Here is a 23,529-nt window from a genome sequence, read left to right as displayed (position 1 = left end):
CGTCTCGGGTCAGTTGTCGCCGATGCAGTGACCTTCGCCCCCGGCCCGGGCCGTCCCGTCGGTGTCCTCCGGCGCCGGGCACAGCAGGACGTCGATGCCCGCTCGTAGATAGCGCTCCACTGTGGCGTCCGGCGCCGAGGCCAGGGCGGGTGGGCGAATCTCCGATCGCATCAGGCTGGTGCCGAGCATCCAGGCCGCCAGGAGTTCCGCCCGCAGGTCCGCGTCGGGGCCGCCGAGCCGGGCGGCCAGGCGCTGGGAGAACACCTCCGTGAAGTCCGCCCGCAGCCGCGCCACCGCCTCGTCCCGGCCGGAAGAGCGCAGCACAGACAGCACCGGATGCGGGAAGTCGCCCTCCCTCGGCGGGCCCATGAGCAGCGCGCAGAACCAGTCGGGTATCGCCTCGACCGGCTCGTTCAGCAGCGGCTCGAATATCTTGCCCGTACCCGACACGTCGTTGAACAGCGCTTCTTTCGAGCCGAAGTAGCGGTAGACGAGGGCCGCGTCCACACCGACGTCGCCCGCGATGTCGCGCACGCTGGTGCCCTCGTAGCCGTACTTGCCGAAGCGGAAGGCCGCGGCGGCCCGCAGCGCGGTGCGCGTCCCCGACGCCGAGCGTTTGTGGGCGGGCCGACAGGCCTCCGCCTTCGGCGCCTCGCTCTTGTGTGCTCCGGTCACGTACCGCACCTCCGTGGTCCACGGCCCCTCGGCCATCCGCCCATGTTCCAGTCTGCGGCGACTGTCTCAAAGTCACCGACCTATGTCATCAATCGTTGACTTGCGTTCTGACCCCATGACATACCTGACTCAGGTCAACGATTGGTGACTTGAGTCCTCGCTGTGCCCGGGCCGTACGACGGAGTCGGCCCTTCAGGTCTGCCCGCAGGACACGACGGCGCACGTCCCGAAGCCGCCGCACGCGGGCACCCCCACCGACCGGAAAAGGTGATCTTCTGTGCCTGCTCGACGCGTCGCCGTCATCGGAACCGGCTACGTCGGACTGACAACCGGCGCCTGTCTGGCCTCTCTCGGGCACTTCGTGGTGTGCGCGGACGCCGACCCGCACAAGGTCGAGCGACTGCGCGAGGCCCGGGTGGACATCCTGGAGCCCGGTCTGCCCGAGGCCGTCCGGGAGGCCCTGGACGCGGCCCGGCTCGACTTCACGGGCGACACCGCGGCCGCCGTCGCCGAGGCGGATGCGGTGTTCCTGTGCCTGCCCACGCCCATGGGGGCGGGCGGCGCGGCCGATCTCGCCGCCGTGGAGGCCGTGGCCGCGCAGATCCGCGACGTACTGCCGCCCGGCTGTGTCGTCGTCAACAAGTCGACGGTGCCCGTCGGTACGTGTGAGCGCGTGGCCGCGCTGCTCGGCCGGGACGACGTGGCCGTGGTGAGCAACCCGGAGTTCCTGCGCGAGGGCCGTGCCGTCCAGGACTTCCTGCACCCCGACCGGATCGTCATCGGCGCCGCCGACCGGGACGCCGGCCGGCGCGTGGCCGACCTGTACGCCGCACTGGACGCGCCGCTGGTGCTCACCGATGCCGCCAGCGCCGAACTGACCAAGTACGCGGCGAACTTCTTCCTCGCGATGAAGCTGTCCTTCGCCAACAACCTCGCCACCGTCTGCGAACGCTTCGGCGCCGACATCGACGATGTCACCGAGGGCATAGGCCGGGACCCCCGCATCGGCTCCGCGTTCCTGCGGCCCGGGCCCGGCTGGGGCGGTTCCTGTCTGCCCAAGGACACCCACGCCCTGCTGACCGTGTGCGATCTGGCCGGGGTCGACTTCCCCCTGCTGCGCGCCACCATCGAGACCAACGTCGCCCACCAGCGGCAGCTCGTCGATCGGGTCGCCGCCGCGTGCGGACGCGCCGAGGACGGCTCGCTGCACGGCGTACGGCTCGCCCTGTACGGCCTGACCTTCAAGGCCGGCACCTCCGACCTGCGCGACTCCCCCGCGCTCTCCGTGGCCCGGCTGCTGCGCGAGCGGGGCGCCGAACTCACGGCGTACGACCCGGCGTTGCGTGCGGAGCGGCCCGACCTGAGCGATCTGGTCGAGCTCGCCGACGACCCTGTGCGGGCGGCGGAGGGGGCGGCGGCCTGTCTCGTCCTCACCGAGTGGCCGGAGCTGCGTGACCTCGACTGGGCGGCGATCGCCGCACGCATGGCCGGCCACGAGGTCCACGACTTCCGCAACCTGCTGGACGCGGACCGGCTCGCGCGGGCCGGACTGAGCTGGCAGGGCATCGGCCGCGCTGAGGCGCCGACGCGGGTGGCGTGACACCTGGGCAGGGGGCGGTCCGCGCCCCCTGCCCCTCTTCCCTGCCGCCGAAGAAATCCCGAGAGAAAGGCTCACCCCATGCGGGTTCTGTGCACCACGCTCGGCAGTCCCTCCCACGGCCGTGCTCAACTGCCGCTGCTGCGCGCCCTCTCCGAGGCCGGGCATCAGGTGCTGGTGGTCACCACCGAAGCCCTCGCCCCCGTCTTCCGTGACGACGACGTTCAAGTGAACGCCGCTTTACCGGAGTTCGATCCGCTCGCCGCGATGGGCCCGTACCTCGCCGAGCTCCAGGAGACCGCCGACCTCACGGATCCGACGGCCGCGCTGACCGGGCTGCTGATGCGGCACGTGGCCGGGCCGGGAGTCAAGCCGCACCTGGACATCCTGCTCCCCCTCGCCAAGGACTTCCGGCCGGATGTGATCCTGCGGGACGGCATGGACATGGGTGCGGTGCTGACCGCCGAGCTGCTGGGCGTACCGCAGTTGCCGACGCCTTCGGGGTTCAGCAACATCCTGGACCCCGCGGATGTGCTGCCGCAGCTCAACGAGCGGCGCGAGGAGCTGGGACTGCCCGTCCGGGACGACCCGCTGTCCCTCGTTCCGCACGGCCGCGTCGACTACGTGCCGCCCGCCTTCTCCTTCGCCCGGCATCTGCACCAGGCGTGGGCCTACCGGCAGACGGTGGACGTCGAGCGCGGCGGCGCGCTGCCCCAGTGGGCGGCCCAGCTGCCGACGGACCGGCCGCTGGTGTACGCGGCGATCGGCACCGCCCTGCCGGTGATGCGGGAGCGCATGGCGGACCGGGACACGCCGCTGCCCGTGAAACTGCCGGACCCCACCGAGAGCCTGGACGCGATCCTGGGGGCGGCGGCCGGACTGGACGACTGCACGGTGGTCGTGTCGACGTCCGGGATCCCGGTGGACACGGAGGGGCTGCCCGGGCACATCCACGTCGCCGAGCGGGTGCCGCAGCCGCTGCTGCTGGAGTCGGTCGACCTGTTCGTCACCCACGGCGGCTTCAACAGCATCCGCGAGGCCATGCGCACCGGTACGCCGCTGGCGGTGCTGCCGCACTTCGGCGACCAGCCCGCCAACGCGGACCGGGTGCAGGAGCTGGGGCTCGGCCGTCACATCACGGACCGCGGCGCGGCCGGCATCGCCGACGTGTGCCGGGGACTCCTCGCCGATCCCGCGCCCCGGGCACGAGCCCGGTCGGCCCAGCTGGCGATGCTGACGCTGCCGGAGGTCGATCAGGCGGTCGCCGACCTGGCGAAGATCGCCGGCTAGCCGCCCGCTCCCCCGGGTACGGGCCGCTCCGGAGCCCCGGGGCGGCCCGTGCCCGCGCGTTGTACCCGCCCCCTCCCAAGGACGACACGTGACCTTCTCCGACACCCAAGAACAGGGCGCGGCCGGGGACATACCCCCGCGGCTCAGTCACCGGCAGATCACCACCGTCATGTCCGGACTGGTCCTCGGCATGTTCCTGGGGGCGCTGGACCAGACGGTGGTCTCGTCCGCGCTGCGGACCATCGCCGACGACCTGCACGGGCTGACGGCCCAGGCGTGGGTGACGACCGCGTACCTCATCACCGCCACGCTCGCGACACCGCTCTACGGCAAGCTCTCCGACATCCACGGCCGCAGGCCCGTCTACCTCGCCGCGATCGCCCTGTTCACGGTCGGCTCACTGCTGTGCGGATGCGCCACCTCGATCTATGAACTCGCGGCGTTCCGCGCCGTTCAGGGACTCGGTGGCGGCGGGCTGATGTCGCTGGCGATGACGATCATCGCCGACATCACCTCCCCGCGGGAGAGGGGCCGCTACCAGGGTTACTTCATGGCCGTGTTCGGCGGCGCCAGCATCGTCGGACCGCTGGTGGGCGGTGCGTTCGCGGACCGGGCCGACCTGCTCGGCATCGCCGGCTGGCGCTGGATCTTCCTGATCAACGTGCCGCTCGCCGCCGCGGCCGCGGTGACGATCATGCGCGTGCTGCGCTTCCCGCACCGGCGGGTGCGGCACCGGCTCGACTACGCCGGGGCGCTCGCCCTGGCCGTGGGCATCGTGCCGCTGCTGACCGTCGCGGAACAGGGCCGTTCCTGGGGGTGGGGCTCGCCCCTGTCCCTGTCGATGTACGCGATCGGTGTGGCAGGTCTGGCCGTGTTCCTGGTCGTCGAGCGGCGGTCGGGCGACGCCGCGCTGCTGCCGCCGCGCCTGTTCCGCATCCGGACCTTCCGGCTGGGCGTGGGGCTGCACTTCGTCGTCGGCATCGGCATGTTCGGCGCGATGACGACGCTGCCGCTCTACTTGCAGCTCGTACGCGGCATGAGCCCCATCGCGGCGGGCCTGGCCACCCTGCCCACGGTCGCCGCGAACCTCGCGGTGACGCTGCTGACGGGCCGGATGATCGCCCGGACCGGCAGGTTCAAGGTCCATCTCGTCGCCGGTGTCGGCTCGTTCACCGCGGCGATGCTCGTCTTCGCCACGCTACGGGCGGACAGCCCGCTGTGGCACCCGGCGCTCGGCATGGCCCTGATGGGCGCCGGGCTCGGCGCGTCGATGCAGACGCTCACCACGCTCGCGCAGTGCGAGGTGCCCCGTACGGACATGGGCGCGGCGACGGCATCGGTCAACTTCTTCCGCTCCAACGGCGGCACGGTCGGCACCGCCGCGTTCCTGTCGATCCTGTTCACCACGGCGGCCGGCAGCATCGCCGACCGCCTGGCCGAGGCCCGCCAGGACCCGGGCTACCGCCGGCTGCTGGCCCAGCCCGACAACGCGCACGCCCTGACGGGAGTGCTCCGCCCCGACGGCGGCGTCGACCTTGAGGACTCCGCGTTCCTGCGCGCCCTCGACCCGAGCGTGACCCTGCCGTTCCTGGAGGGCTACGTCGCCTCGATGCGCATCGTCTTCCTCATGGGCGCAGCGGTGTCCCTGGCCGCCTTCGTGATCGCGGCCTGGCGGGTCCCGGACCTCACGCTGTCCGACGAGTAGCCGCCGGCTCGGGGCTGCCCACTGTCGGACCTCAGCGCCGGGCCAGCGCCAGCACGCTCAGACCGAACATCAGGACGCCCAGGGGGAGATGGACCGACGGGACGTGCGCGATGCCGAGCACGACCTGGGCCGAGGCGAGGACGAGAAAACCCGTGGCGTGCCAGACAGGCCGGGGCGAACCGCCGCCCGGCTTCCACGCCAGCACCGCCGCGAGCAGGTACAGCATCGACGCCCCGTACATCACCCGGGCTCCGACATCGTGCAGCACCGCCCCGTAGGACGAGGTCAGCAGCAGTCCGGCCGAGACCGCCTGGAGGAAGATGGTCAGGGTCTGGATGGCGATCGCGATCCGCAGGAACGAGGAAGTGCGCTGTGCGTTCGCCGGCGCGGTCGCCGTCACCTGAGTGGCCATGTCACAGTCCCCTTTTCCCGCCGTCGGGCGGTAGATCGATAAGGTCTCACCAGCCCGACGACGCGGGACCGCGAAAGGTAAGGCGAGGGGGCGGCCGGAAGCATGGGGACCGGCGGGACGAGGACGGATGAGATAGCCGGCGAGCGACGCCAACTGATCAATGTCGCTTACCGGTTACTCGGTTCGGTGACCGAGGCGGAGGACGCCGTACAAGACGCCTACGCGCGCTGGTACGGGCTGTCACGAAGCCGGCAGGAGGAGATCCTGTCCCCCGGCGCCTGGCTGACGACCGTGACCAGCCGTATCTGCCTGGACCTGCTCGGCTCCGCCAGGGCGCGCCGTGAACGCTATGTCGGCGCGTGGCTGCCCGAGCCGCTGCCCGACCGCACCGAGTGGGACCACGCAGGCGGCGCCGACGCCACCGGCCCCGCGGACCCCGCCGACCAGATCGTCCTGGACGAGTCGGTGACCATGGCTTTCCTCGTCGTCCTGGAGTCGATGACGCCCGCCGAGCGGGTGGCGTTCGTCCTGCACGACGTCTTCCGCTACCCGTTCGCCGAGATCGCCGGCGTTCTCGGCCGTACCCCTGCCGCCTGCAAGCAACTGGCGGCTTCCGCCCGCCGGCGGGTGAGCGCCGCGCGCGCTCCGGTGCCGGCGACCGGCCGGGCCGACGTGGTGAGGCTTGTCAAAGAGGCATGGGAGACCAAGGACATCGCGGCCCTCGTCGGACTCCTCGACCCGGCCGCGGTGATGACCGCCGACGGCGGCGGCATGGTCGGCACCGTCCTGCGCCCGGTCGAGGGCGGCGCACGCATCGCCCAGTACATGGTCGCCATCGCCGACAAGGCCCCCGGGCTCGAACTCCTGGAGCGGTCGGTCAACGGTGTGCCCGGCCTGGTCGCCCAGCGCGCCGGCGTCGTCATGACCGTCGCGGCGTTCGACGTCTCCGACGGACGCGTCACCCGGATCTGGGCGATCCGCAACCCGGAGAAGCTGCGGCCGTGGGCACGGGAGGACTAGCCGTCCCACGCTCCCCCTGTGGCCGATGCCGCCCGCATCGGCGTTCGGGTCCGCGTCGCCCGGCCTGCCGATGCCGCGCTGGCCCGGCCCGGACGGTACGCACCCGGAGGGCCCCGGTCCGCAGGCTCGGGACCATGCGCGGTTGCTCCAGCGAGATCTTGCTCTCATCCGCCGCCACGCAGCCTGGGCAGGAGCTGGTCGCCGACGCGGATGGTCTCCTGCCTGTAGGGCGTGTCGGAGAGCACGAAGTGGGTGATGCCGAGCTTGCGGTACTTGTGCAGGGCCGTGGCGACGTCGGTGGCGGAGCCGACCAGCCAGGTGGTTCCCGCTCCGCCACCGCCGAATCTGCCGGGCGTCGTGTAGAGGCAGGTGTCGAGCACCTCGCCCCGCGCGGTGAGGTCGAGGAGCCGTCGCTGTCCGACGGCGGTCCTGCGGTTGCCCGTCCACGTCAGCTCGCGCGCCCCGGCCGCCGCCATCGTCGCGGTCCTCTCCTCGGCCGCCTGCCACGCCTCCTCCGTGGTGTCGCGCACCAACGTGGTGATCCGCAGCCCGAACTCGAGGGGCTTGTGCCGGCGGCCCACCTGCTCGCTCAACGCCCTGAGCCGGTCGATGCGTTCGGCGATCCCGTCGAGGGGCTCGCCCCAGAAGAGCTGCACATCCGCCTCCGCCGCCGACACCCGTTCGGCGGCCTCGGAGGCACCGCCGAAGTAGAGCGTCGGGTGCGCCCTCGCGTCGGTGGCGTACGGCCGTGGCGTCACCGTGGACCGCTCGACCTGGAAGTGCTCGCCGGTGTACGTCACGTCCTCCTCGGTCCACAGCCGTCGTACGAGACGCAGGAACTCCTGGGTGCGCGCGTACCGTTGGGCGGGGTCGCTGCGGGTGTCGCCGTACGCGGCCAGGTTGTCGAGTCCGCTGACGATGTTGATGAGGACCCGGCCACGGCTGAGCTGGTCGAGGGTCGCCGCGGCGGTGGCGAAGTGCGCGGGCTGCCAGTAGCCGGGGCGGACGGCTATCAGGGGTTTGAAGGTGGTGGTCCGGGCGGCCAGCGCGGTGGCGACGGTGAAGGTGTCCGGCCGCCCCCACCCGGTTCCGAGGAGCGCACCGCCCCAGCCGTGTTCCTCCGCCGTGCGGGCGAGGTCGGTGGAGAACTCGATGGAGCCCCAGCCGGTCGTCGTGTCGTCGCCGCGGTGGCCCGGCTCGACGGTGTTGGGGATGTACCAGAGGAATTCGGGGCTCATCCTGTCTCCGATCACGGTCGGCCGGCGCCGGGACGCTGGGCCCGGGCCGGCAGCACCTCGGCCTTCGCCAGGGACGCCGCTCCGGTCGGGACATGCAGATCCCCGTCCCGCAGCCGGCCCGTCGCCCACACACTGACCAGGCCGGTCAGTGCCAGATAGCCACAGGCCCACCAGGGGCTGCCCGAACCGAGTGCCAGCAGGGCGGTCATGATCAGCGGGGTGATGCCGGACGCGAAGATGCCGGACATCTGGTAGACGAAGGACATGCCCGTGTACCGGACCGGGGTGGCGAAGAGCGCGGCGAACAGCGTGCCCTGCGCGCCGTAGAACCAGGCGTGCACGACCCCGAGCGTCACGACCAGCGCCGCCGCGAAGGCCCAGGTCCCGCCGGTGCCGAAGAGCCAGAACGCCGGGAAGACCGAGACGGAGAACGCCGCCATGCCGGTGACGTAGACCCGGCGGGCCCCGCGGTGGTCGACCGCCGCCCCGGACACCGGTATCAGCACGGCCATCACCAGCGCCGCTGCGGTGACCGCGAGCAGCACCGGCGTACGGTCCAGCTTCAGCGTTCCGGTCGCGTAGGTGATGGCGAAGACGGCCCAGGTGTTGAAGGCGGCCCCCTCGCCCCACCGGGCAAGCATCCCGAGCAGGACGTGCCGGCGTGCCTGCAACGCACGCATCAGCTCCACCAGCGGCGCGGAACGCGGCAGTTCCTGAAGTCGGCGTACGGCACGGAACGCCGGCGTCTCGTCGATCTTCAGCCGCACGGCCAGCCCGACCACCACGAGCACCAGGCTGACGAGGAAGGCGATCCGCCACCCGTAGGCGAGGAACGCCTCGTCGCTGAGCGCGTCGCTCAGCAGCGCGAACACGCCGGTGCCCAGGGCCAGTCCGAGGGCCAGCCCGATCTGCGGGCGGCTGCCGAACCGGCCCTTGCGGCCGTCGGGCCCGTACTCCACGGCCAGCAGCACCGCCCCGGCCCACTCCCCGCCCAGCGCCACGCCCTGCGCGACCCGCAGGACCAGAAGCAGCGCGGGGGCGAGGACGCCGACCTGCTGATAGGTGGGCAGCAGACCGATCAGGGCGGTGGAGACGCCCATCAGCCCCATGGTGAAGGCCAGGGTGTGCTTACGGCCGATCCGGTCTCCGATGTGCCCGAAGAGCAGACCGCCCACGGGGCGGGCGACGAAACCCACGGCGAACGTCGCGAAGGACAGCATCGTGCCGACCGTGCCGTTGGACGTGGGGAAGAACAGCTTGTCGAAGACGAGTCCGGCGGCGGTGCTGTAGAGGAAGAAGTCGTACCACTCGACGGTGGTGCCCAGCAGGCTGGCGAGCACCACGGTCCTCAGCCGGGAGGGGGCGGGGGCATCCTGTTCCGGCTTCTGGGCTTCCGTTGTCCGCGACGGGACGGGCGCGGCGCTCATCGCGCACCACCGCCCGGGCGGCGGTCACCGGTTGTGGGCGGGAACAGGGACAGGGCATGCGCGGACATGTGGCTCCGAGTGGGGTGCGGAGACGGCGTGCGGGCATGCCGACGCGAAAGACGTACGTCCAGGGACGCGTCGGGGCACGCAAGGGCGCGTGAAAGGGGATGGCCGCAGCCTTGACCGGTGCGCATGCTGCTGTGGGGGACGCGGACGGGCGAAGGCTGACGACCCGGTGGCCCTACGCCGCCGGGGAACTCATGGGCTCTTGGTCGTCAGCCGCGACAGGTCGCGCTGGACTGGCGGCACAGATCGACGTGCAGTCGTCCCACGAGGATGTCGGCGGCAGCGGTCATGCCAGGCATTGTGCGTGAGTTACCCCGTCGAGCTCAAGTGGGCAGTTCACGCACTCGTTCCCAGGCCGAGGTTCTCCAGGACGGTGACCAGTCGGCGTCGGGCGTCGGAGGGCAGGCCCCGCAGGGGCAGCGGGAGGTTCGGCTCGGTCGCGAGGCCCAGCTGCGAGGCGGCCGCCGACATCACGCGCAGGCCGCCGTACTGGCGGATGAACTCCCAAAGGGGCTCCAGCCGCTCGGAGCGAGCCGTGGCGCCGGCCGTGGCGCCGGCCTGGGCGGCCCGGGTGAGGGCGAGGGCGGTGGCGGGGAACAGGCCGCCGATGACCGAGTACCACGCGTCGCATCCGGCGTTCAGTCCGGTGGCCGCCGTCCAGTCGCCGCTCACACCGATGCTGACCGTGTCCGGGAGCAGCGCCCGCAACGCCGCGACGCGCTGTCGCGCGGCCGCCGGGTCGTCGGGCACCGGCGGAATCTTGACCGCGGCCACGTTCGGCAACTCGGCGATACGGCCGTGGAGTTCGTCGGTGAAGTGGACGTGGGTGGTGCGGGGGTTGTCGTACACGCACAGCGGCACCGACAGCTCACGGGCGACGCTCTCGTACAGGCCGAACACCTCGTCGTCGGTGAGGGACTGATACGTCATCGGGGCGAGCAGGACCGCGGACACGCCCGCCTTCTGCGCGTCCTCGGCGACGGCGAGTACCTGCGAGGTGCGCAGTGCCCCGATGCCGGCCATGACCGGGACACCGCCGGCGGCTTCGACCGCGAGCCTCGCCACGCGGGCGCGCTGCTCGCGGGTGAGGTAGGCGTAGCCGCCGGTGGAGCCGAGGGCGCCGATGGAGTCGACGCCCGCCGCGGCGAGGCGGGAGACGAGGGCGCTGAACGCCCGCTCGTCGATGCCCTCTTCCGTCGTGGGCGTGAGAGGGAAGGCGCTGAGGCCGCGGAACATGGAAGGACTCCTCGGTATCGGTTGTTTCTTGGACCGCGACTGGCTTTGCGCCGCGTGCGCCGCGTGCGCCGCGTGCGCCGAGGCCACAGACGGCCGGCCTCCGCGTCGCCGACGAGTAGGGCCCTCCCCCGCGGCTTCAGCGGCGTCGCTTCCCACGGAAGCTTGATCAGGCAGGAACCTCAAAGATGAGTTCGAGGCCGTCTTCCTCGTCCCATTGCTCTCCGACCTCCACGAAGCCGAACCCGGAAATCGTGGCCAGGGAAGCGGTGTTGTCCGGACTGATCGTCGCCCGCACGATCCTGACCCGGGCTTCGGAGGCGGCCCGCCGCACCAACGCGGTCAGTATCGCCCGGGCGTAGCCCTGACGACGGCAGTCAGGGACCACCGAGTAGCCGAGCTCCACCATACCCGCGTCGTCCGGCGGCCCATGGAACCCGGCATACCCCACGACGACACCCTCCGGCTCGGCCACCACAACCTGCGTGAGCCACCCCGCGCATCCCGGGTCCGAAGTCAGCTGATTCACCCGATACCGCCACACCCACTTCGCCCTGTCGGTGACGAAGTACCCGGTGAGAGCGACACCCGCTTCGGCACTGGCTTGAGCCAGGTCGTCCTTCAGCAACGCGATCATGGCCGCGCTCGACAACTCGACGAATCGTACGGATTTCGCGCTCGTGGGGACTGAGGTCGGGCGTTCGGCATTGTCTGTCACAGCGCGAATGGTCATGGAGAGCCCAGGACGTGTCCAACTGTTTTCGCCTCGTGCAGCAGTGTGCGCCGTGTCACGCACGGCAAAAACCACCTAAGTTGCCCAGATCACAGCGCAAATGTCCCTTTAGCCTCCATTCTCGAGGCGGACGCAGAAGCACGAAGTAGAGCGCACCGCCATTGACTTGGATGCGCCGTGCCCAAGTGATCCACGACACAGCCTTCGTGATGTTCTGCCTCGTTCCCCCGAGAAAGGTGCCCACCATGGCCGCATACCTGTGCCCGCCTGCCGTGATACACGGCGAGCACACCGTGAAGACCAGCCAGATCGTGGCGGAAGTGCGCGACCGGCACCCGCACGCGCCGTGGGCGCCGCGGATCGACGGCATCGCGGCCAGTACGGGCATCGAATCCCGCGGGTGGATGCTGCCCCTGGAGACCGCCGTCGCGCCGGGCAACGGGAGCGCCCTGCCCGCTGCCGGCGTCGGGCCGGCCCGAGCGGCCCTGGCCGGCGACGGGTTCACCGCACAGGACGTGGATCGCGTGATCGCCGCCCTTGAGGCGATACCCGCGCCCCAGACCGTCCAGGAGCGCACCGCGCCGGCCTGGGCGGCCGTGCGGTCCTGCGGGGAGCGTGCGGCGCGCGGGGCCCTGCAGATCGCCGGGCTGGACGCCGCCGACGTCGACTGCTTGATCACCAGCAACTCCACCACCCCGGCGCTGCCGGGGCTGGACGTCGCCCTGGCCAACGAGCTCCCGCTCCGCAATGACGTGATGCTGCTGCCGGCCACGCAGTGGGCCTGCGTCGCCGGAACCCGCTCCCTGGCGCTGGCGGCGGATCTCGTGGCCGCGGACCCCGACCGGGTGGTCCTGGTCGTGATCGCGGAGGCGCTGAGCACGACCTACCAGCCCGCGGACGACACTCTGGAGTCCTTGATCGTCCGGTTGCTGTTCGCGGACACCGCGGTCGCCGCGGTGGTCACGGGCCGCCCGAGGCCCGAGTCGGTGCTGCGGCTGGACGCCGCCTGGCACCACACCCTGCCCGGCACCCAGGACCTGCACCGCCTGGAGACACGGGAGGACGGCACCCACTTCGTGATGGACCGGCGCGGGCCACGCGCCGTGCAGGAGACGGTCACCGCGATGTGGGAGTGGTTGCGTGTCCGCTACCAGGACGACCCCGACTCCTGGCACCCCGACGTGCTGCTCGCGCACCCCGGCGGGACGCGAGTGCTGGAGTACATGGAGCAGACGATGCCCGACGGCTGGCCGTCGGGACTGCTGGACTACAGCCGGGACAGCTACACCAGCGGCAACCGCGGAGGCGCCGCCGTGTTCGACATCCTGCGGAGAGCGCACGACGCCGGGCAGGAACGGGGCAGTCGCGCCGTCCTGTACGCGGCGGCCCCGGGCCTCACGGCCACCGCACTGCAAGGAGAGTGGTTGTAGCGCGAACTCGCGCCACACCCGTACCAGTGGTCCCGGCCCGTACCGCCGGTGACGCAGCCCGACGAGCACTCGCCGCCCGGCTCCCCACAGCCGCGTCACCTCGCGGCTGAGGCCACCGACGCCCAGACCACCTTGCCGGTGTCGGTCCACCGCACCCCCCACCGGGTGGTGAGTCCGTGCACGACGTGCAGGCCACGACCACCGTCGTCGAGGAGCCCGCCCCGGCCCAGCCGCGGCCTGCCGTTGCCGGTGTCGCCCACCTCGCACAGCAGCCCGTGACCGGCCCTGATCAGCCGTATCGTGATGGGTCCCTCGGCGAAGCGGACCGCGTTGTCGACCAGTTCGCTGACCACCAGCAGCACGCTGTCCCGGGTGTCGGCTCTGGTGCGCCATCGCACCAGCAGCGCGGAGACCAGCGTGCGGGCCCGGGCGGCCGCGTCGCCGCGGGCGGGCAGACGCCAGGTCGCGGTGTCCCCCTTGCGGTAGCCGATCATGCGCGCGAGCAGCAGGGTCACGTCGTCGCGCCGGCGCACGGGCGCCAGGTCGGAGACCACGCGCCGCGCGGCCTGCTGCAGGGCATCCCAGGGGTGCACCGTGGACACGGCGTCCGCCAGCCTGTCGATGCCCTCGTCGATCGAGAGGGCGGGATCCTCCACCAGGCCGTCGGTGTAGAGGGCGAGCAGCGAGCCCGGAGGTACGGGGAACGTGTGCACGCCGAACGGCTCCCGCAGCGCGAACTCGGCCCCCAGCCCGGGGTGGGGGCTTACTGCGACAGGGCCGGCCGGCCCGTCCGGCGGCACCAGGACCGGGGGGAGGTGGCCGGCACTGGACAGCGCCACATGGTGGCTGACCGGGTCGTAGACGGCGATGCAGCAGGTCGACCCGAGGGCGCTGTAACCGGCCGCCAGCCCGGACTCCGTGTCGTCCAGCAGCGTCACGGTCTCGTCCAGATGCTCCAGCACCTCGTTGGGCGCCAGCCCCGCGGACAGCAGCGCGCGGGCCTCCATGCTCAGCTGTCCCATGGTCGCCGCCGCTCCCAGACCGTGCCCGACGACATCACCGACCACCAGCGCGGTACGGCCGTCCGGCAGGGGAAAACTGTTCACCCAGTCACCGCCGACGCCCGCGCTGTCGGGGGTGGCGGGCTGGTAGACGCTGGCGGTCTCGATGGTGTCGCCGCCGGACCGTGGCAGCAGTCGGCGCTGCAACGCCAGCACCTGCGTGTGCTCGCGCTGGTGCTGACGGGCCAGGTCCACGTGATGAGAGGTCCTGGCCACCAGCTCCTGGAGGTCGAGCAGCTCGCTGTCGTGGAAGGGGCGGTCCGCCCGCCGCCAGACCTCCGCCACCCCCAGAACGACGGGCGGCGCGCCGTCCAGGACCAGCGGTATGTACGCCACACCCGCCGCCCGGTCACTGGGCACCAGGGCACGTACCAGTCGCGCACTGCCGAGGACCCGCTCGATCGCCTCCCGGTCGGGCAGGACGATGGCCTGCGCGGCGTCGTCACGCCGTATCGCCTGCGACAGCAAGCGGCTCGCGTCGCCGGGAAGATCGTCGCCCGGAGTCACGTAGCCGTCGGGCCACGCCCGGTCCGGCACCAGGGCCGCCCGCCGCAGCCGGATGCGCCGCTGCGGCTGCTCGGTGACCACCTCGCCCGTCCACACGGCGAGGTCGAGGTCGATGGCGGCCACGTCTCCCCAGGCCAGCAGAGACTGCGCCAGCGACTGCGCGGTCTCGCCGATGTCCAACGAGGTGCCGATCGCGGTCTCGGCGGCGTACAGGTGCAGCCTCCTGGCCATGGCGATCAGGGAGACGGTCAGGCCCTCCTGAGGCGCCGCGGCGGCCAGGATGCTCATCGAGACCACCAGCTCTGACCCGTCACCGCGCCGCAGGCGCTGGACCCGGGCGACGTGCGGCTCACCGGTCTCGAGGACCTGCCGCAGCCGCCGGGTGACCGTCGGTACGTCCCAGGGAGGCAGAAGATCGACGAACGAGCTCCCGGTTACGGCCTCCACCCCCGCGAACACGGGGGCGTCCAGATTGCAGCGGGTGATTCTCAGATCCCGGTCCAGGTTGACCGCGCCGAGGATCTGCTCCTGACGGCCGGAGGCCGGATCGGCGGGTACGCGTGGGCGGGCGGCACTGTCACCCTGCGGGTCGGCAGAACCGGCGGCCGCTGCCGCCCCGCCACGTGGGATGTACCGCCCCAGGGCGCCGCTGACCATGTCGAACGGCGACGCGGACGAGGGGGAGGGGGTGGAGTCCATGCGGCTCTCTCAGCTCGCTCGCCAACCCCGGCACAGCGCCGGGGCCGTACCAGAACCCGGGCGACAGGGCCCCGAGATTCCTGACCGCACACCTCATTCAATAACACCCGGCGCCGCTTCGCCTACGCCGGCGGACCGCACCGTGAACACGGACCGCGAGGGAAGGATACGTTCGGTGACGAATGGACGGGCCCGTGCTCGACGTCGTCCGCGACGGTGACGACCCCGCGCAACCACCCTCGTCAGGCGGTGAGGTCTTTCCTGACGAGGGTGGTGAACGCGGTGGCCGACGCCTCCTGCTGCGCGTCCACACTGGGAGCCGCGCCGCTCACCGAGGGGAGCCTGAACGCCTTGACCTCGGAGGCGGGGAAGTCCTCTCGGGCCAGGCCGAGCGTTACATGGGGCCAGAAGCCGTCCTCCACGATGTTCAGGTGCTGGGTGATGTCCTGGTGGATGCGGGCCAGCTCGGGGTTGTGTTCGACGCCCAGGCGGACTTGTTCTCCCTTTTGCACGGTGGCCTCGTCGTATTGGTAGGCCGGGTTCTTTCGCAGGGTCCAGCTGCCGTGGCGTACCTCGCCGGTCAGGCGGACGGCAGGTGCGGCCCATGTTCCTTCGCTGATGAAGGAGCGTGCGTCGGCCAGTTTCCGGTCGTCGGCGCCATGCAGGAAACCCAAGGTGATGTGGATGTGCTCCGGGGACTGCGGGTCGACGCGGTCCTGAAACTCGCGTTGCAGGTCGACCAGAGCGTCGACCAGCTCGGACGGGACCCTCAGGCAGATGAACGCGTTCGTCGTCCGGCCACTCGCCATTGCTTCCTCCGTTTTCACTCTCCGCGCCCACAGCGGATTGCCGCGCAGGGGCGATCTCGTGGCCTCGGCTTCAACATGGGGCTTCCGCACGACCGAGGCGGACGAATGCCCCTCCAAGAAACCAGCCCCGCCGCCCCCGCGCACCTCGAGTTGTCACGCTTGGTGATGAGACCAGCCCGCTGGCGGAACACCGCGATGCCGTTCGGCATGGGCCAAAGGATCAAGTGGAACCGGGAACGCCGGGGCATGTCCCAGCACATGCTCGGGCCCCTGCCCCAGGGCAAGGCCCCCGCTGACCGAGCGGTGCCGGTCCTTCCACGCGGTGATCACCGGCTCCACCACGGCCCTGTCCTCGGTAGGGGCCCCGCGCTTGGGAGACCTGTATCCCCTGCCGGAGTTCAGCGCTTCCACGGTCGACGGCTTCCAGGGCACCATGCGCTCGGTGACCCTGCAGGACACCGCCGTCAACGAACTCTGGGGCTCCTCCCCGGTGAGCACCCAGGCAGTCGGAACGCACGAGCACGACCAGATCAGGCTGTACGTCGTGCTACGAGGCGCGGTAACCCTGCGAGACCCGCACGACCAGGGCCGTGACGCCTCCGTCCCGGCCGGCACCTACTTCCTTATGCTCCGCTTCTGCGGCGGCGAGGCGCGGCCGAGCGAGGCGGCGTCGAGCGCATGTGGTCGCGCACCGGTGCCAGCAGGTCGGCGAGAGCCTTGACGTCGTCGCGCGAAAGGGGCGCGAACAGGAGACCGCTGACCACCTCGATGTGACCCGGCAGCACTCGCGCGAGCAGCTCACGTCCGGCGTCGGTGAGGGTGACGGTGATGCTCCGCTCGTCGTCCGGCGAGGGGGTGCGGACGACCAGGCCCTCCTTTTCGAGGAGACCTACCTGGTAGGTCAGGCCGCTGCGGCTGTAGACGACGCCGTCGGCCAGGTCGGTCATGCGGTGGCTGCCCGTCGGCGAGTCCCCGAGGCGGGCCAGCAGCTGGAACTGCACATAGCTGAGATCACCGGTCTCGCGCAGCTGCTGCTCGACCGCGTGCCGGAGCAGGCTGGTCACCTCGACGAGGTCGAAGTAGGCGCCGAGCTGCACGGGGTCGAGCGACGGCGGTGAATCAGGCATGACCGGAGTCTACTGCTTCGAATTCGAAGAGTGTGGCCTGCGGTGTGGGCAGCGTTGGGCCCGACTGAGCACCGCAGAACATGGAGATCGGGCAGTGGTGCGGCGCAGGGTTGCGGAAAGGAGGACGGCGCCGCCGCCCACGGATCCCGAGGCCCGGAGGGCTGGAGAAGATGTTCCGCCACGCGGGCTGTGACCTTCGTGAACCGCGCCCGGAGGGCTTCGAGATGCCGGCCCGCGCAGCTGCTCGCCGAAGCCGCGGAAAGGTCCGGCGACGTCGCCCTCGACCCTCCCCGATGACGGCACCACGGCCCGGCCGCGGGGAAGAAGCCATGAACACGATGACGGGATGAGCACCGCCGCGTGGAGTCCGGTGTCCTTGGCCGTCGTGAGCGCCGGTGTCGGCCATGCCCGTCCGACTCGCCTGCTCGCGGACTGGGTCGCGGAGGCTGTGTGCCGGTCACTGGCGGCCGGCGGTGCGCGCGCCGAGGTGGAGGCGCTGGAGCTGCACCGGCTGACGGCCGACGTCGCACAGGTGACACGCGGGCGCCTGACCGACGTGCACGCCGACCCCGTGCCCACGGTCGTCGTCGCGGGCCGACAGCACTTGCTTCGAATTCGAAGCAGAGGTACCGTCATCAACAGTTGCTTCGAATTCAAAGCAATGTGGATCGCAGTGAAGGTGAGAACCGAAATGAAGGCAGTACGTTTCCACGAGTACGGCGACCCCGGCGTCCTGCGCCATGAGGACGTGGAGCAGCCCCTCCCTGGGGCCGGTGAGGTCCGGATCCGCGTCGCCGCGACGTCGTTCAACCCCGTCGACGGCAACATCCGCGGCGGTTTCATGCGTGGCCCCATCCCGGTGGTGCTGCCGCACACTCCCGGCATCGACGTCGCCGGCACGGTCGACGCGCTGGGCGAGGGCGTGGACGGCATCGCGGTCGGCGACGATGTCATCGGCTTCCTGCCGATGGACGGGAACGGCGCCGCTGCGGAGTACGTCCTCGCGCCGGCCGAGGTCCTGACGCCGGCCCCCAAGGGCGTCCCGCTGCCCGACGCCGCCGCACTGCCGCTCGTGGGCCTCACCGCGTACCAGGCGCTGTTCGACCACGGCAAGCTGACGGCCGGGCAACGCGTGCTGATCAACGGCGCCGGCGGAGCGGTCGGCGGCTACGCCGTGCAACTGGCCAAGAACGCCGGTGCCCACGTCATCGCCACGGCCGGCCCGCGCAGCAGCGAGGCGGTCACGTCCGCCGGCGCCGATGAGGTCATCGACCACACCACCACCAGCGTGACCGCGGCGGTGACCGATCCGGTCGACGTCGTGCTCAACCTCGCACCGGTCGACCCGGCCGAACTGGCCGCGCTCGTCACGCTGGTCCGCCCGGGCGGCGTCGTGGTCAACACGACGGTGTGGATGCCCGCACCCGTCGACGAGGAGCGCGGCGTGCGCGGCATCGACCTGTTCGTCCGCAGCGACGCCGACCAGTTGGCGAAGCTGGTAGCGCTGATCGACCGCGGGGAGCTGCGCGTCGCCGTCGCCGAGCGGGTGCCGCTGGCCAAGCTGCCGGCGCTCCACACCCGGGCCGCCGAAGGCGCGGTGCACGGCAAGGTCATCGTCGTCCCGTCCGCCGCCTGACGCCGCACCTCCACCGGAGGAAAAGGCCATGGCACTCAGCCTGGATCCCGAGATCGCCGAGGCGCTGACCCCGATGGCCGGCGCGATGGCGGACGCCACACCACCGGCAGTGGGGGACATCGCGGCGCAGACGTCGTGACGGCTACACCACACTCAGAGTCCCCCGGAACGATGCCCATGAGGACGACAGGGGCCTCTCGTCCCGACGACGTCCCCTACGTGTCTGGCTCAACCCAGAGCACGGACTAATCCTGCTCCAGCTCGACTTCGAGCTGTGCTGGGCCACCACATGGATGGACGACGCCAACCGGTGGATCGCACCGGTCCTCGGCCTTCCGGAACTCCCCTTCGTCGACTTTGGCGACGTCCTGCTCCAGGAACGCCCTGACGGGGTCCACTGGAAGACCGGGCCGCTGGTGGACTACGCAGGCGGCCGTCCTTTCGCCTGGGTGGACGACGAGCAGAGCGAGCTGGATCAGACGTACGTGACCGCCCACCACCAAGGCCCCGGGCTCCTCCACCACATCAACCCGCGGATCGGGCTAAGGCAGGACGACTTCCGCGCACTCGCCGACTACGCCCGGTCCCTGAACACCTCACGAACCACCAGCTGAGCACTTCAGCAGCGCTACAGGCTGCCTCGCACTCGAGGCCAAGATCTTTGCGGGACAGCCCTTAGGAAATCAGGTCCCATTTCCGGCCGTGGAATTTCTCGTTCCCGTTCTTCGTCAGGGACACTCTGATACCCACGCGAATATCCTCGGGGACGACACTGGCGAAACTCTTGCTCTCGCAGTCCCCTTTGCCGTCGTTCGTCTTGAGCGTGGCCATGTCCACAAGAGTGCTCATCTTGAACAGGTGAATCCTGACGTTGTAGCCGTCCGCCTGTTCGTCGCACACCTTGATCCAGTCGCCGTCGTGCCCGAAGGCGCCGACGCCGCCGGGATCGTAGTCGCTGGTATAGACCCAGCCGCTGTTCGTTCCGGCGCTGCTCGGCGTCGGGAAAAGCAGCACGGTGGCCGATGCCGTGAGAATTGCCGTGATCAATCGGGACTTTCGCATGGGTTTCACGGTAGGTGGTGGTCGCACGGATTTCGTTAGCGCTGAGTGCACACTGTTTTGGCGATGCGTCTACTCGGCGAAGGGCAGGGCTTGGCGACGGTAGTCCCTGGGCGGGGGGCCGTAGGCGGTGAGGAAGGCGGCCCGGCGCTCTCGTCTCGGTGGTGACGCTGCCGGCATCCGCCGCCGACCACGCCCGCCCCGAGCGGTCCAAGGTGAAGATCAACCAACACCGGCCGCCGCAGCGTCAACCTCGACGGCTGGACCCCCGAGGACGAGGACGGCCGTACCTACACCTTCGACCACTACCGCCTGGAAGGCCGCGCCACGGTCCGCGTCCACACCGGCATCGGCCGCGACACCGACAGCGACCTGTGCCAGGACCGCCGCCACTACGTCTGGGACAACCGATCCGACACCGCAACCCTGCGCAACGACAACGGACGCCGCATCGACGACGAGCCTGGGGCCACCACCGCCACGGCGGCCACCACCGCCCACCCACCACCCTGCGGGCATGGACTGCAGGCCTCACCCATGCCCCGACAGGACACCACGCACCCGGCCGGAGAGGCCGGGTGCGTCTCGTTTGGAGCTGTCCGAGGCGGAGTAGCACCCCCAGCAGGGTGTCGCAGTGACAGATCCGGCCATCCGCTCGCGCTGTCAGCCGGCCTACGGCCTTGGCCATGATCCGAGCTGAGTCCGTGATCGGGCGCCGTCGCCGGCACCTTGCGGCCCGTTTCTCGCGGGCATCTTCATGTTCTCGGTCGCGTGCACCGGGCCATGGGTAACCGCTGCACGCTCCAGAAGAGAGAACTGCTGTGGTCAAGGGAAACTCGAAGGGACAAAGAGCGCCATGGGCAAGAAGAATGGACGTTCGCACGGCAACGGCCACACGGCAATGCCAGGCCAGACGAAGTCCGGCCGATCCAAGCGCGCGTCCGGCAAGTTCGTGCGCATGTACCGCCGCTACCACGCGTGGCGTGCCCCGTTCCCGCTGTGGGCGCGGATCGCGTGCGACATCCTGTTCTGGGCCGTCATCGCCGCCGCCGGGTACGTGGCAATCGGCAGCCTGTGCGGAGCAATCCTCATCGCAGCTCCCCTTCTCGGGTTCCTCGGGCTCGCGTCGAGCAAGGAGCACGACGACGGCATCGACTGGAGCGACCACCGAATGGGTGGGCAGCCCAGGAACCCCGGGCCCAAAATTTAGGGCGTTAATGGGTTGCTGTCTGGCGCCGCGTCGCCGAGGTGACGGCGGCGCGCGTTGCGGCGGGGCGGCCGGCATCAATGCCTCCGTCATCGCGGGGTTGCGCTACCGGGAGTGTGAGGGGCGGCCCTCACACAGGGCCGTCTGGACGGCGGCCTCCATGTCGTCGTCCTGCGCGTCCGTGCCGCCCGGGTCGACGTTGGCCATCACCGTGGCCTGCCTGCCGTGGGTGGTGGCGCCGCCCGCGGTCTGGTAGCCGAAGATGTCGCCGCCGTGGCCCCAGTACACGCCGCCGCAGGGGGTTAGCTCCTTGCTCTCCAGACCGAGGCCGTACTCCCGGCCCTTGTCGCCGGTCGGGTGGGTCGTCATCATCGCCTTGAGCTGGGCCGGGCGCAGCAGCCTGCCGCCAATCAGTGCGCCGAGGAAGCGGTTGAGGTCGCTGGCGCTGGAGATCACCTCGCCGGAGGCTCCCGCGATCGACGGGTTGATCGCGGTGAGGTCCATCAGCGGCGCGCCCTCACCGGGGCGCACGTAGCCACGCGGGTGCGGGCCGTTGATCGCGGCGGCGTCCCCCGGCACGGATGTCTGGCGCAGGTGCAGCGGCTCGATGATGCGTCGGCGGATTTCCTCGCCGTAGGGGTGGCCGGTCACCTTTTCGATGAGCATCCCGGCGATCAGATAGTTGGTGTTGGAGTAGCGCCAGTCCTCGCCGGGCCTGAACGTCCGGGGTTGGGCGAGCGCGAGGTTGACCAGGTCGCGGGTGTCGTGGTGGGCGAGCGGGTCCTCGAGGATCTCCGCCAGGCTGAGGAAGGTGAGGTACTCGGGCAGGCCGCTGGTGTGCTGGAGCAGCTGACGGACGGTGATCTTCCGGTCGTCGTTGTCGTGGCCGCGGAGGAGATCGGGCAGGTAGCGCGCTACGGGCGCGTCGAGGGCGACGCGATGTTCTCCCACCAGCTGGAGCACGACCGTGGCCACGAAGGGCTTGGTCATGCTGCCGATCCGGAATCTGCTGTCGGGCGCCACCGGGGCGTTGCTGTTCACGTCCGCGACGCCGCTGGTCAGCACCCTGAAGCCGTACCGATCCCGCGTTTGCAGGAGCGCGCCGGGCGCACCGTCGGCCGTGGTCAGCCGGTGCATGAGCGCACGCAGCTGCGCGTCGTCGCTGGTGGTGGCGGGCGGCGCGGCGGTGGACTCGGCCGTGGTCGCGGCGGTGGCGGCGCCTGTCGGCAGCGCGACTGCCACGGCACCGATCGCCACGGCCAGCGTGAGTGCCCCACCCAGCGAACGCTTGTACTTGATCACGTGTTCCTCCTTGACAGCCGGCAAGATCACCGCGGATGACGGTGGCCCGTGACGCAGAGCCTTCAACCCCCGCTCTGCGCAGGCAGTTTCAGCATGTCGAAGCGGTAGGGGCGCGGCGATGGGGTGATCATCCGGATCGGAGGTGGGGATAACCCCCTGTTACGTGCGATGGCGCAACTCGGCGATGCCCGGGCTGGTGTAGGGGATCAGTCGTTGGTGGTGGTGGGGAGGGTGGTCGTGTCGGTGTTGGTGTAGACGGCGGCCATGCTTTCTTCGGAGAGGCAGCGGCCGGGGGAAAGTGTCCATCCGTCGTGTAGCTCGGCGAAGGCGGCAGTGGCGAGCCGCAGGACGGCGTCGGGGTTGGGGAAGACCACGACGTCGGTTCAACTTCGTATGCCCGTGGAGCCCGGACCCACCAATACCGCGCAGGAGAGAAGTGCTTACAGACAGCGCGTCGTGGCGCGACCTGCAGAGCACCCCGTCCGGCCCGCGCCGCAGTAGGGCCCCGGAGGCTTCGTCGTACCGGTGTCTGGGCGGAACGCCATGGTGTCGGAAAGGCACCAACTGATGTTCGGTCTTGTCGCTTCTGGACATCCCCGATGTGTTCATCGGGTCCACCGACGACGGGCACACCTTCGTCGTCCTCAACCGCCGCATCCGCGATGGCGACCGGCTGCTGACCGAGGCCGGGTTCCGCGCCCGCGAGCACCTCGGCCGCATGCTCTACCTGCTCCCACCGGGCACGGCCTAGGACGTGCACGAGCGCGCCCGGATCGCGATGTACGGGCTTCTGGCCCACACCCACGATCTCGTCGATCTCTCCTGGACGACGTGCTGGCGGCGGACGGCTCCTCTTGCGGTCCGCCTGGCGGGTTGGACGCGCGTGGCCTGCTCGGCGCCGTCACGGCTGGCGAGGCGCACGCCTACACCCACGGTCTCGGTGCCCGCGTCGGCCTCGGCATCCCCACGCCGTGTCTCGCCACCGGGCGGAAGACCCCGGCCGGAGCCCCGTTCACCACCCCGGCGGGCGAGGCCCTCCTCCGCCGCGCCGGGGTGTCGTCCCGCGTCTACGCGGTCCCCTCCGCGGGGGCGCCCGGGACGGCAGTCTGCGGGATCCACGGCGCGTGGGCGAGGAAGGCGGCCAGCGGAGTGGGCCGCGGGGTCACGGCGGAGTCGGTGTGGCGTACGAAGTGCCTCTCCAGCGCGGAGTCGAGCCAGGAGAAAGCGAGGCCGTGCACGATGAGTTCCGCGTAGCGCCTGCGGTCCTCCTCTCGCCAAAGGCGGCGTAGTCGTCCT

22 protein-coding genes and 2 pseudogenes are annotated in these 23,529 nt (G+C 70.8%); 10 read left to right on the top strand and 14 right to left on the bottom strand.

The features are described 5' to 3' along the window. Nucleotides 1-9 precede the first annotated feature (9 nt). Nucleotides 10-675: a TetR family transcriptional regulator gene (locus OHU35_RS38080; RefSeq protein WP_405508565.1), complete on the bottom strand. Its 666-nt coding sequence runs from the start codon at nt 673-675 to the stop codon at nt 10-12. Nucleotides 676-952: 277 nt separating this feature from the next. Between OHU35_RS38080 and OHU35_RS38075 the strand changes: the two genes are divergently transcribed. The 3 genes from OHU35_RS38075 to OHU35_RS38065 all read left to right on the top strand — a co-directional run bounded on the left by OHU35_RS38075 (nt 953) and on the right by OHU35_RS38065 (nt 5,267). After that, on the top strand, nt 953-2,275 hold the full coding sequence (locus OHU35_RS38075) for a UDP-glucose/GDP-mannose dehydrogenase family protein (protein WP_359890154.1): 1,323 nt from the start codon (nt 953-955) through the stop codon (nt 2,273-2,275). Between the two features lie 78 nt (nt 2,276-2,353). Beyond that, nucleotides 2,354-3,562: a glycosyltransferase gene (locus OHU35_RS38070; RefSeq protein ID WP_359890151.1), complete on the top strand. Its 1,209-nt coding sequence runs from the start codon at nt 2,354-2,356 to the stop codon at nt 3,560-3,562. Between the two features lie 88 nt (nt 3,563-3,650). Continuing rightward, nucleotides 3,651-5,267 (top strand): MDR family MFS transporter, encoded by a 1,617-nt coding sequence (locus tag OHU35_RS38065; protein WP_189722175.1) that lies wholly within the window; start codon nt 3,651-3,653, stop codon nt 5,265-5,267. Nucleotides 5,268-5,298: 31 nt separating this feature from the next. On the opposite strand, the gene OHU35_RS38060 is transcribed toward OHU35_RS38065, so the two are convergent. Continuing rightward, a complete protein-coding gene (locus tag OHU35_RS38060; protein WP_405508562.1) occupies nt 5,299-5,679 on the bottom strand; it encodes a hypothetical protein in 381 nt (126 codons plus the stop codon). Between the two features lie 102 nt (nt 5,680-5,781). Here OHU35_RS38060 and sigJ point away from each other — a divergent pair, with 102 nt between their 5' ends. Next, complete coding sequence (gene sigJ, locus OHU35_RS38055) at nt 5,782-6,699, top strand: RNA polymerase sigma factor SigJ (protein WP_405508560.1); 918 nt, start codon at nt 5,782-5,784, stop codon at nt 6,697-6,699. Nucleotides 6,700-6,863: 164 nt separating this feature from the next. Here the strand turns inward: sigJ and OHU35_RS38050 are convergent, their stop codons facing one another. From OHU35_RS38050 to OHU35_RS38030, 5 genes are all read right to left on the bottom strand, one after another. Beyond that, nucleotides 6,864-7,937 carry an LLM class flavin-dependent oxidoreductase gene (locus tag OHU35_RS38050; RefSeq protein WP_405508559.1) on the bottom strand — a complete coding sequence of 358 codons (1,074 nt, stop codon included), beginning with the start codon at nt 7,935-7,937 and terminating at the stop codon, nt 6,864-6,866. Nucleotides 7,938-7,948: 11 nt separating this feature from the next. Beyond that, nucleotides 7,949-9,364: an MFS transporter gene (locus OHU35_RS38045; RefSeq protein ID WP_405508557.1), complete on the bottom strand. Its 1,416-nt coding sequence runs from the start codon at nt 9,362-9,364 to the stop codon at nt 7,949-7,951. A 275-nt stretch (nt 9,365-9,639) separates the two neighbouring features. Next, nucleotides 9,640-9,720 carry a putative leader peptide gene (locus OHU35_RS38040; protein ID WP_359890358.1) on the bottom strand — a complete coding sequence of 27 codons (81 nt, stop codon included), beginning with the start codon at nt 9,718-9,720 and terminating at the stop codon, nt 9,640-9,642. 46 nt (nt 9,721-9,766) lie between these two features. Then, nucleotides 9,767-10,666, bottom strand: coding sequence for a dihydrodipicolinate synthase family protein (locus OHU35_RS38035; RefSeq protein ID WP_189722184.1), 900 nt, complete (start codon nt 10,664-10,666; stop codon nt 9,767-9,769). A gap of 166 nt (nt 10,667-10,832) precedes the next feature. After that, nucleotides 10,833-11,300 (bottom strand): GNAT family N-acetyltransferase, encoded by a 468-nt coding sequence (locus OHU35_RS38030; protein ID WP_189722643.1) that lies wholly within the window; start codon nt 11,298-11,300, stop codon nt 10,833-10,835. A gap of 341 nt (nt 11,301-11,641) precedes the next feature. Between OHU35_RS38030 and OHU35_RS38025 the strand changes: the two genes are divergently transcribed. After that, nucleotides 11,642-12,826: a type III polyketide synthase gene (locus OHU35_RS38025; protein ID WP_189722186.1), complete on the top strand. Its 1,185-nt coding sequence runs from the start codon at nt 11,642-11,644 to the stop codon at nt 12,824-12,826. A 95-nt stretch (nt 12,827-12,921) separates the two neighbouring features. Here OHU35_RS38025 and OHU35_RS38020 read toward each other — a convergent pair whose 3' ends face one another. The 3 genes from OHU35_RS38020 to OHU35_RS38010 form a co-directional block, all read right to left on the bottom strand. Continuing rightward, nucleotides 12,922-15,093 carry a SpoIIE family protein phosphatase gene (locus OHU35_RS38020; RefSeq protein ID WP_405508555.1) on the bottom strand — a complete coding sequence of 724 codons (2,172 nt, stop codon included), beginning with the start codon at nt 15,091-15,093 and terminating at the stop codon, nt 12,922-12,924. A gap of 242 nt (nt 15,094-15,335) precedes the next feature. Beyond that, entirely contained in the window at nt 15,336-15,902 is a 567-nt protein-coding gene (locus OHU35_RS38015; protein WP_189722189.1) for a 2'-5' RNA ligase family protein, read from the bottom strand. A 623-nt stretch (nt 15,903-16,525) separates the two neighbouring features. After that, a complete protein-coding gene (locus tag OHU35_RS38010) occupies nt 16,526-17,029 on the bottom strand; it encodes a MarR family winged helix-turn-helix transcriptional regulator (RefSeq protein WP_189722190.1) in 504 nt (167 codons plus the stop codon). A gap of 691 nt (nt 17,030-17,720) precedes the next feature. On the opposite strand from OHU35_RS38010, the gene OHU35_RS38005 reads away from it, so the two are divergent. Together OHU35_RS38005 and OHU35_RS38000 are read left to right on the top strand one after the other, a co-directional pair. Next, nucleotides 17,721-18,665, top strand: coding sequence for an NADP-dependent oxidoreductase (locus OHU35_RS38005; RefSeq protein WP_189722191.1), 945 nt, complete (start codon nt 17,721-17,723; stop codon nt 18,663-18,665). Nucleotides 18,666-18,793: 128 nt separating this feature from the next. Then, a pseudogene (locus OHU35_RS38000) lies at nt 18,794-19,279 on the top strand (hypothetical protein); the annotation flags it as partial. A gap of 61 nt (nt 19,280-19,340) precedes the next feature. On the opposite strand, the gene OHU35_RS37995 reads toward OHU35_RS38000, so the two are convergent. Next, on the bottom strand, nt 19,341-19,727 hold the full coding sequence (locus OHU35_RS37995; RefSeq protein WP_359890131.1) for a hypothetical protein: 387 nt from the start codon (nt 19,725-19,727) through the stop codon (nt 19,341-19,343). 158 nt (nt 19,728-19,885) lie between these two features. Between OHU35_RS37995 and OHU35_RS37990 the strand changes: the two are divergent. Together OHU35_RS37990 and OHU35_RS37985 are read left to right on the top strand one after the other, a co-directional pair. Continuing rightward, nucleotides 19,886-20,221: pseudogene (locus OHU35_RS37990) on the top strand (lamin tail domain-containing protein); the annotation flags it as partial. A 359-nt stretch (nt 20,222-20,580) separates the two neighbouring features. Next, nucleotides 20,581-20,934 carry a hypothetical protein gene (locus tag OHU35_RS37985; protein ID WP_405508552.1) on the top strand — a complete coding sequence of 118 codons (354 nt, stop codon included), beginning with the start codon at nt 20,581-20,583 and terminating at the stop codon, nt 20,932-20,934. A 102-nt stretch (nt 20,935-21,036) separates the two neighbouring features. On the opposite strand, the gene OHU35_RS37980 is transcribed toward OHU35_RS37985, so the two are convergent. Continuing rightward, nucleotides 21,037-22,233 carry a serine hydrolase domain-containing protein gene (locus tag OHU35_RS37980; RefSeq protein ID WP_405508550.1) on the bottom strand — a complete coding sequence of 399 codons (1,197 nt, stop codon included), beginning with the start codon at nt 22,231-22,233 and terminating at the stop codon, nt 21,037-21,039. 206 nt (nt 22,234-22,439) lie between these two features. After that, complete coding sequence (locus OHU35_RS37975; protein WP_189722197.1) at nt 22,440-22,607, bottom strand: hypothetical protein; 168 nt, start codon at nt 22,605-22,607, stop codon at nt 22,440-22,442. 203 nt (nt 22,608-22,810) lie between these two features. On the opposite strand from OHU35_RS37975, the gene OHU35_RS37970 reads away from it, so the two are divergent. Further along, nucleotides 22,811-22,984, top strand: coding sequence for a hypothetical protein (locus OHU35_RS37970; RefSeq protein WP_405508548.1), 174 nt, complete (start codon nt 22,811-22,813; stop codon nt 22,982-22,984). Nucleotides 22,985-23,300: 316 nt separating this feature from the next. Here OHU35_RS37970 and OHU35_RS37965 read toward each other — a convergent pair whose 3' ends face one another. Then, nucleotides 23,301-23,471 (bottom strand): hypothetical protein, encoded by a 171-nt coding sequence (locus OHU35_RS37965; protein ID WP_189722199.1) that lies wholly within the window; start codon nt 23,469-23,471, stop codon nt 23,301-23,303. Nucleotides 23,472-23,529: the final 58 nt, after the last annotated feature.

Origin of the sequence: Streptomyces purpurascens (genome assembly GCF_045040895.1) — a bacterium.
Taxonomy (GTDB): domain Bacteria; phylum Actinomycetota; class Actinomycetes; order Streptomycetales; family Streptomycetaceae; genus Streptomyces; species Streptomyces purpurascens.
This window is presented reverse-complemented; position numbering and strand designations above follow the sequence as displayed.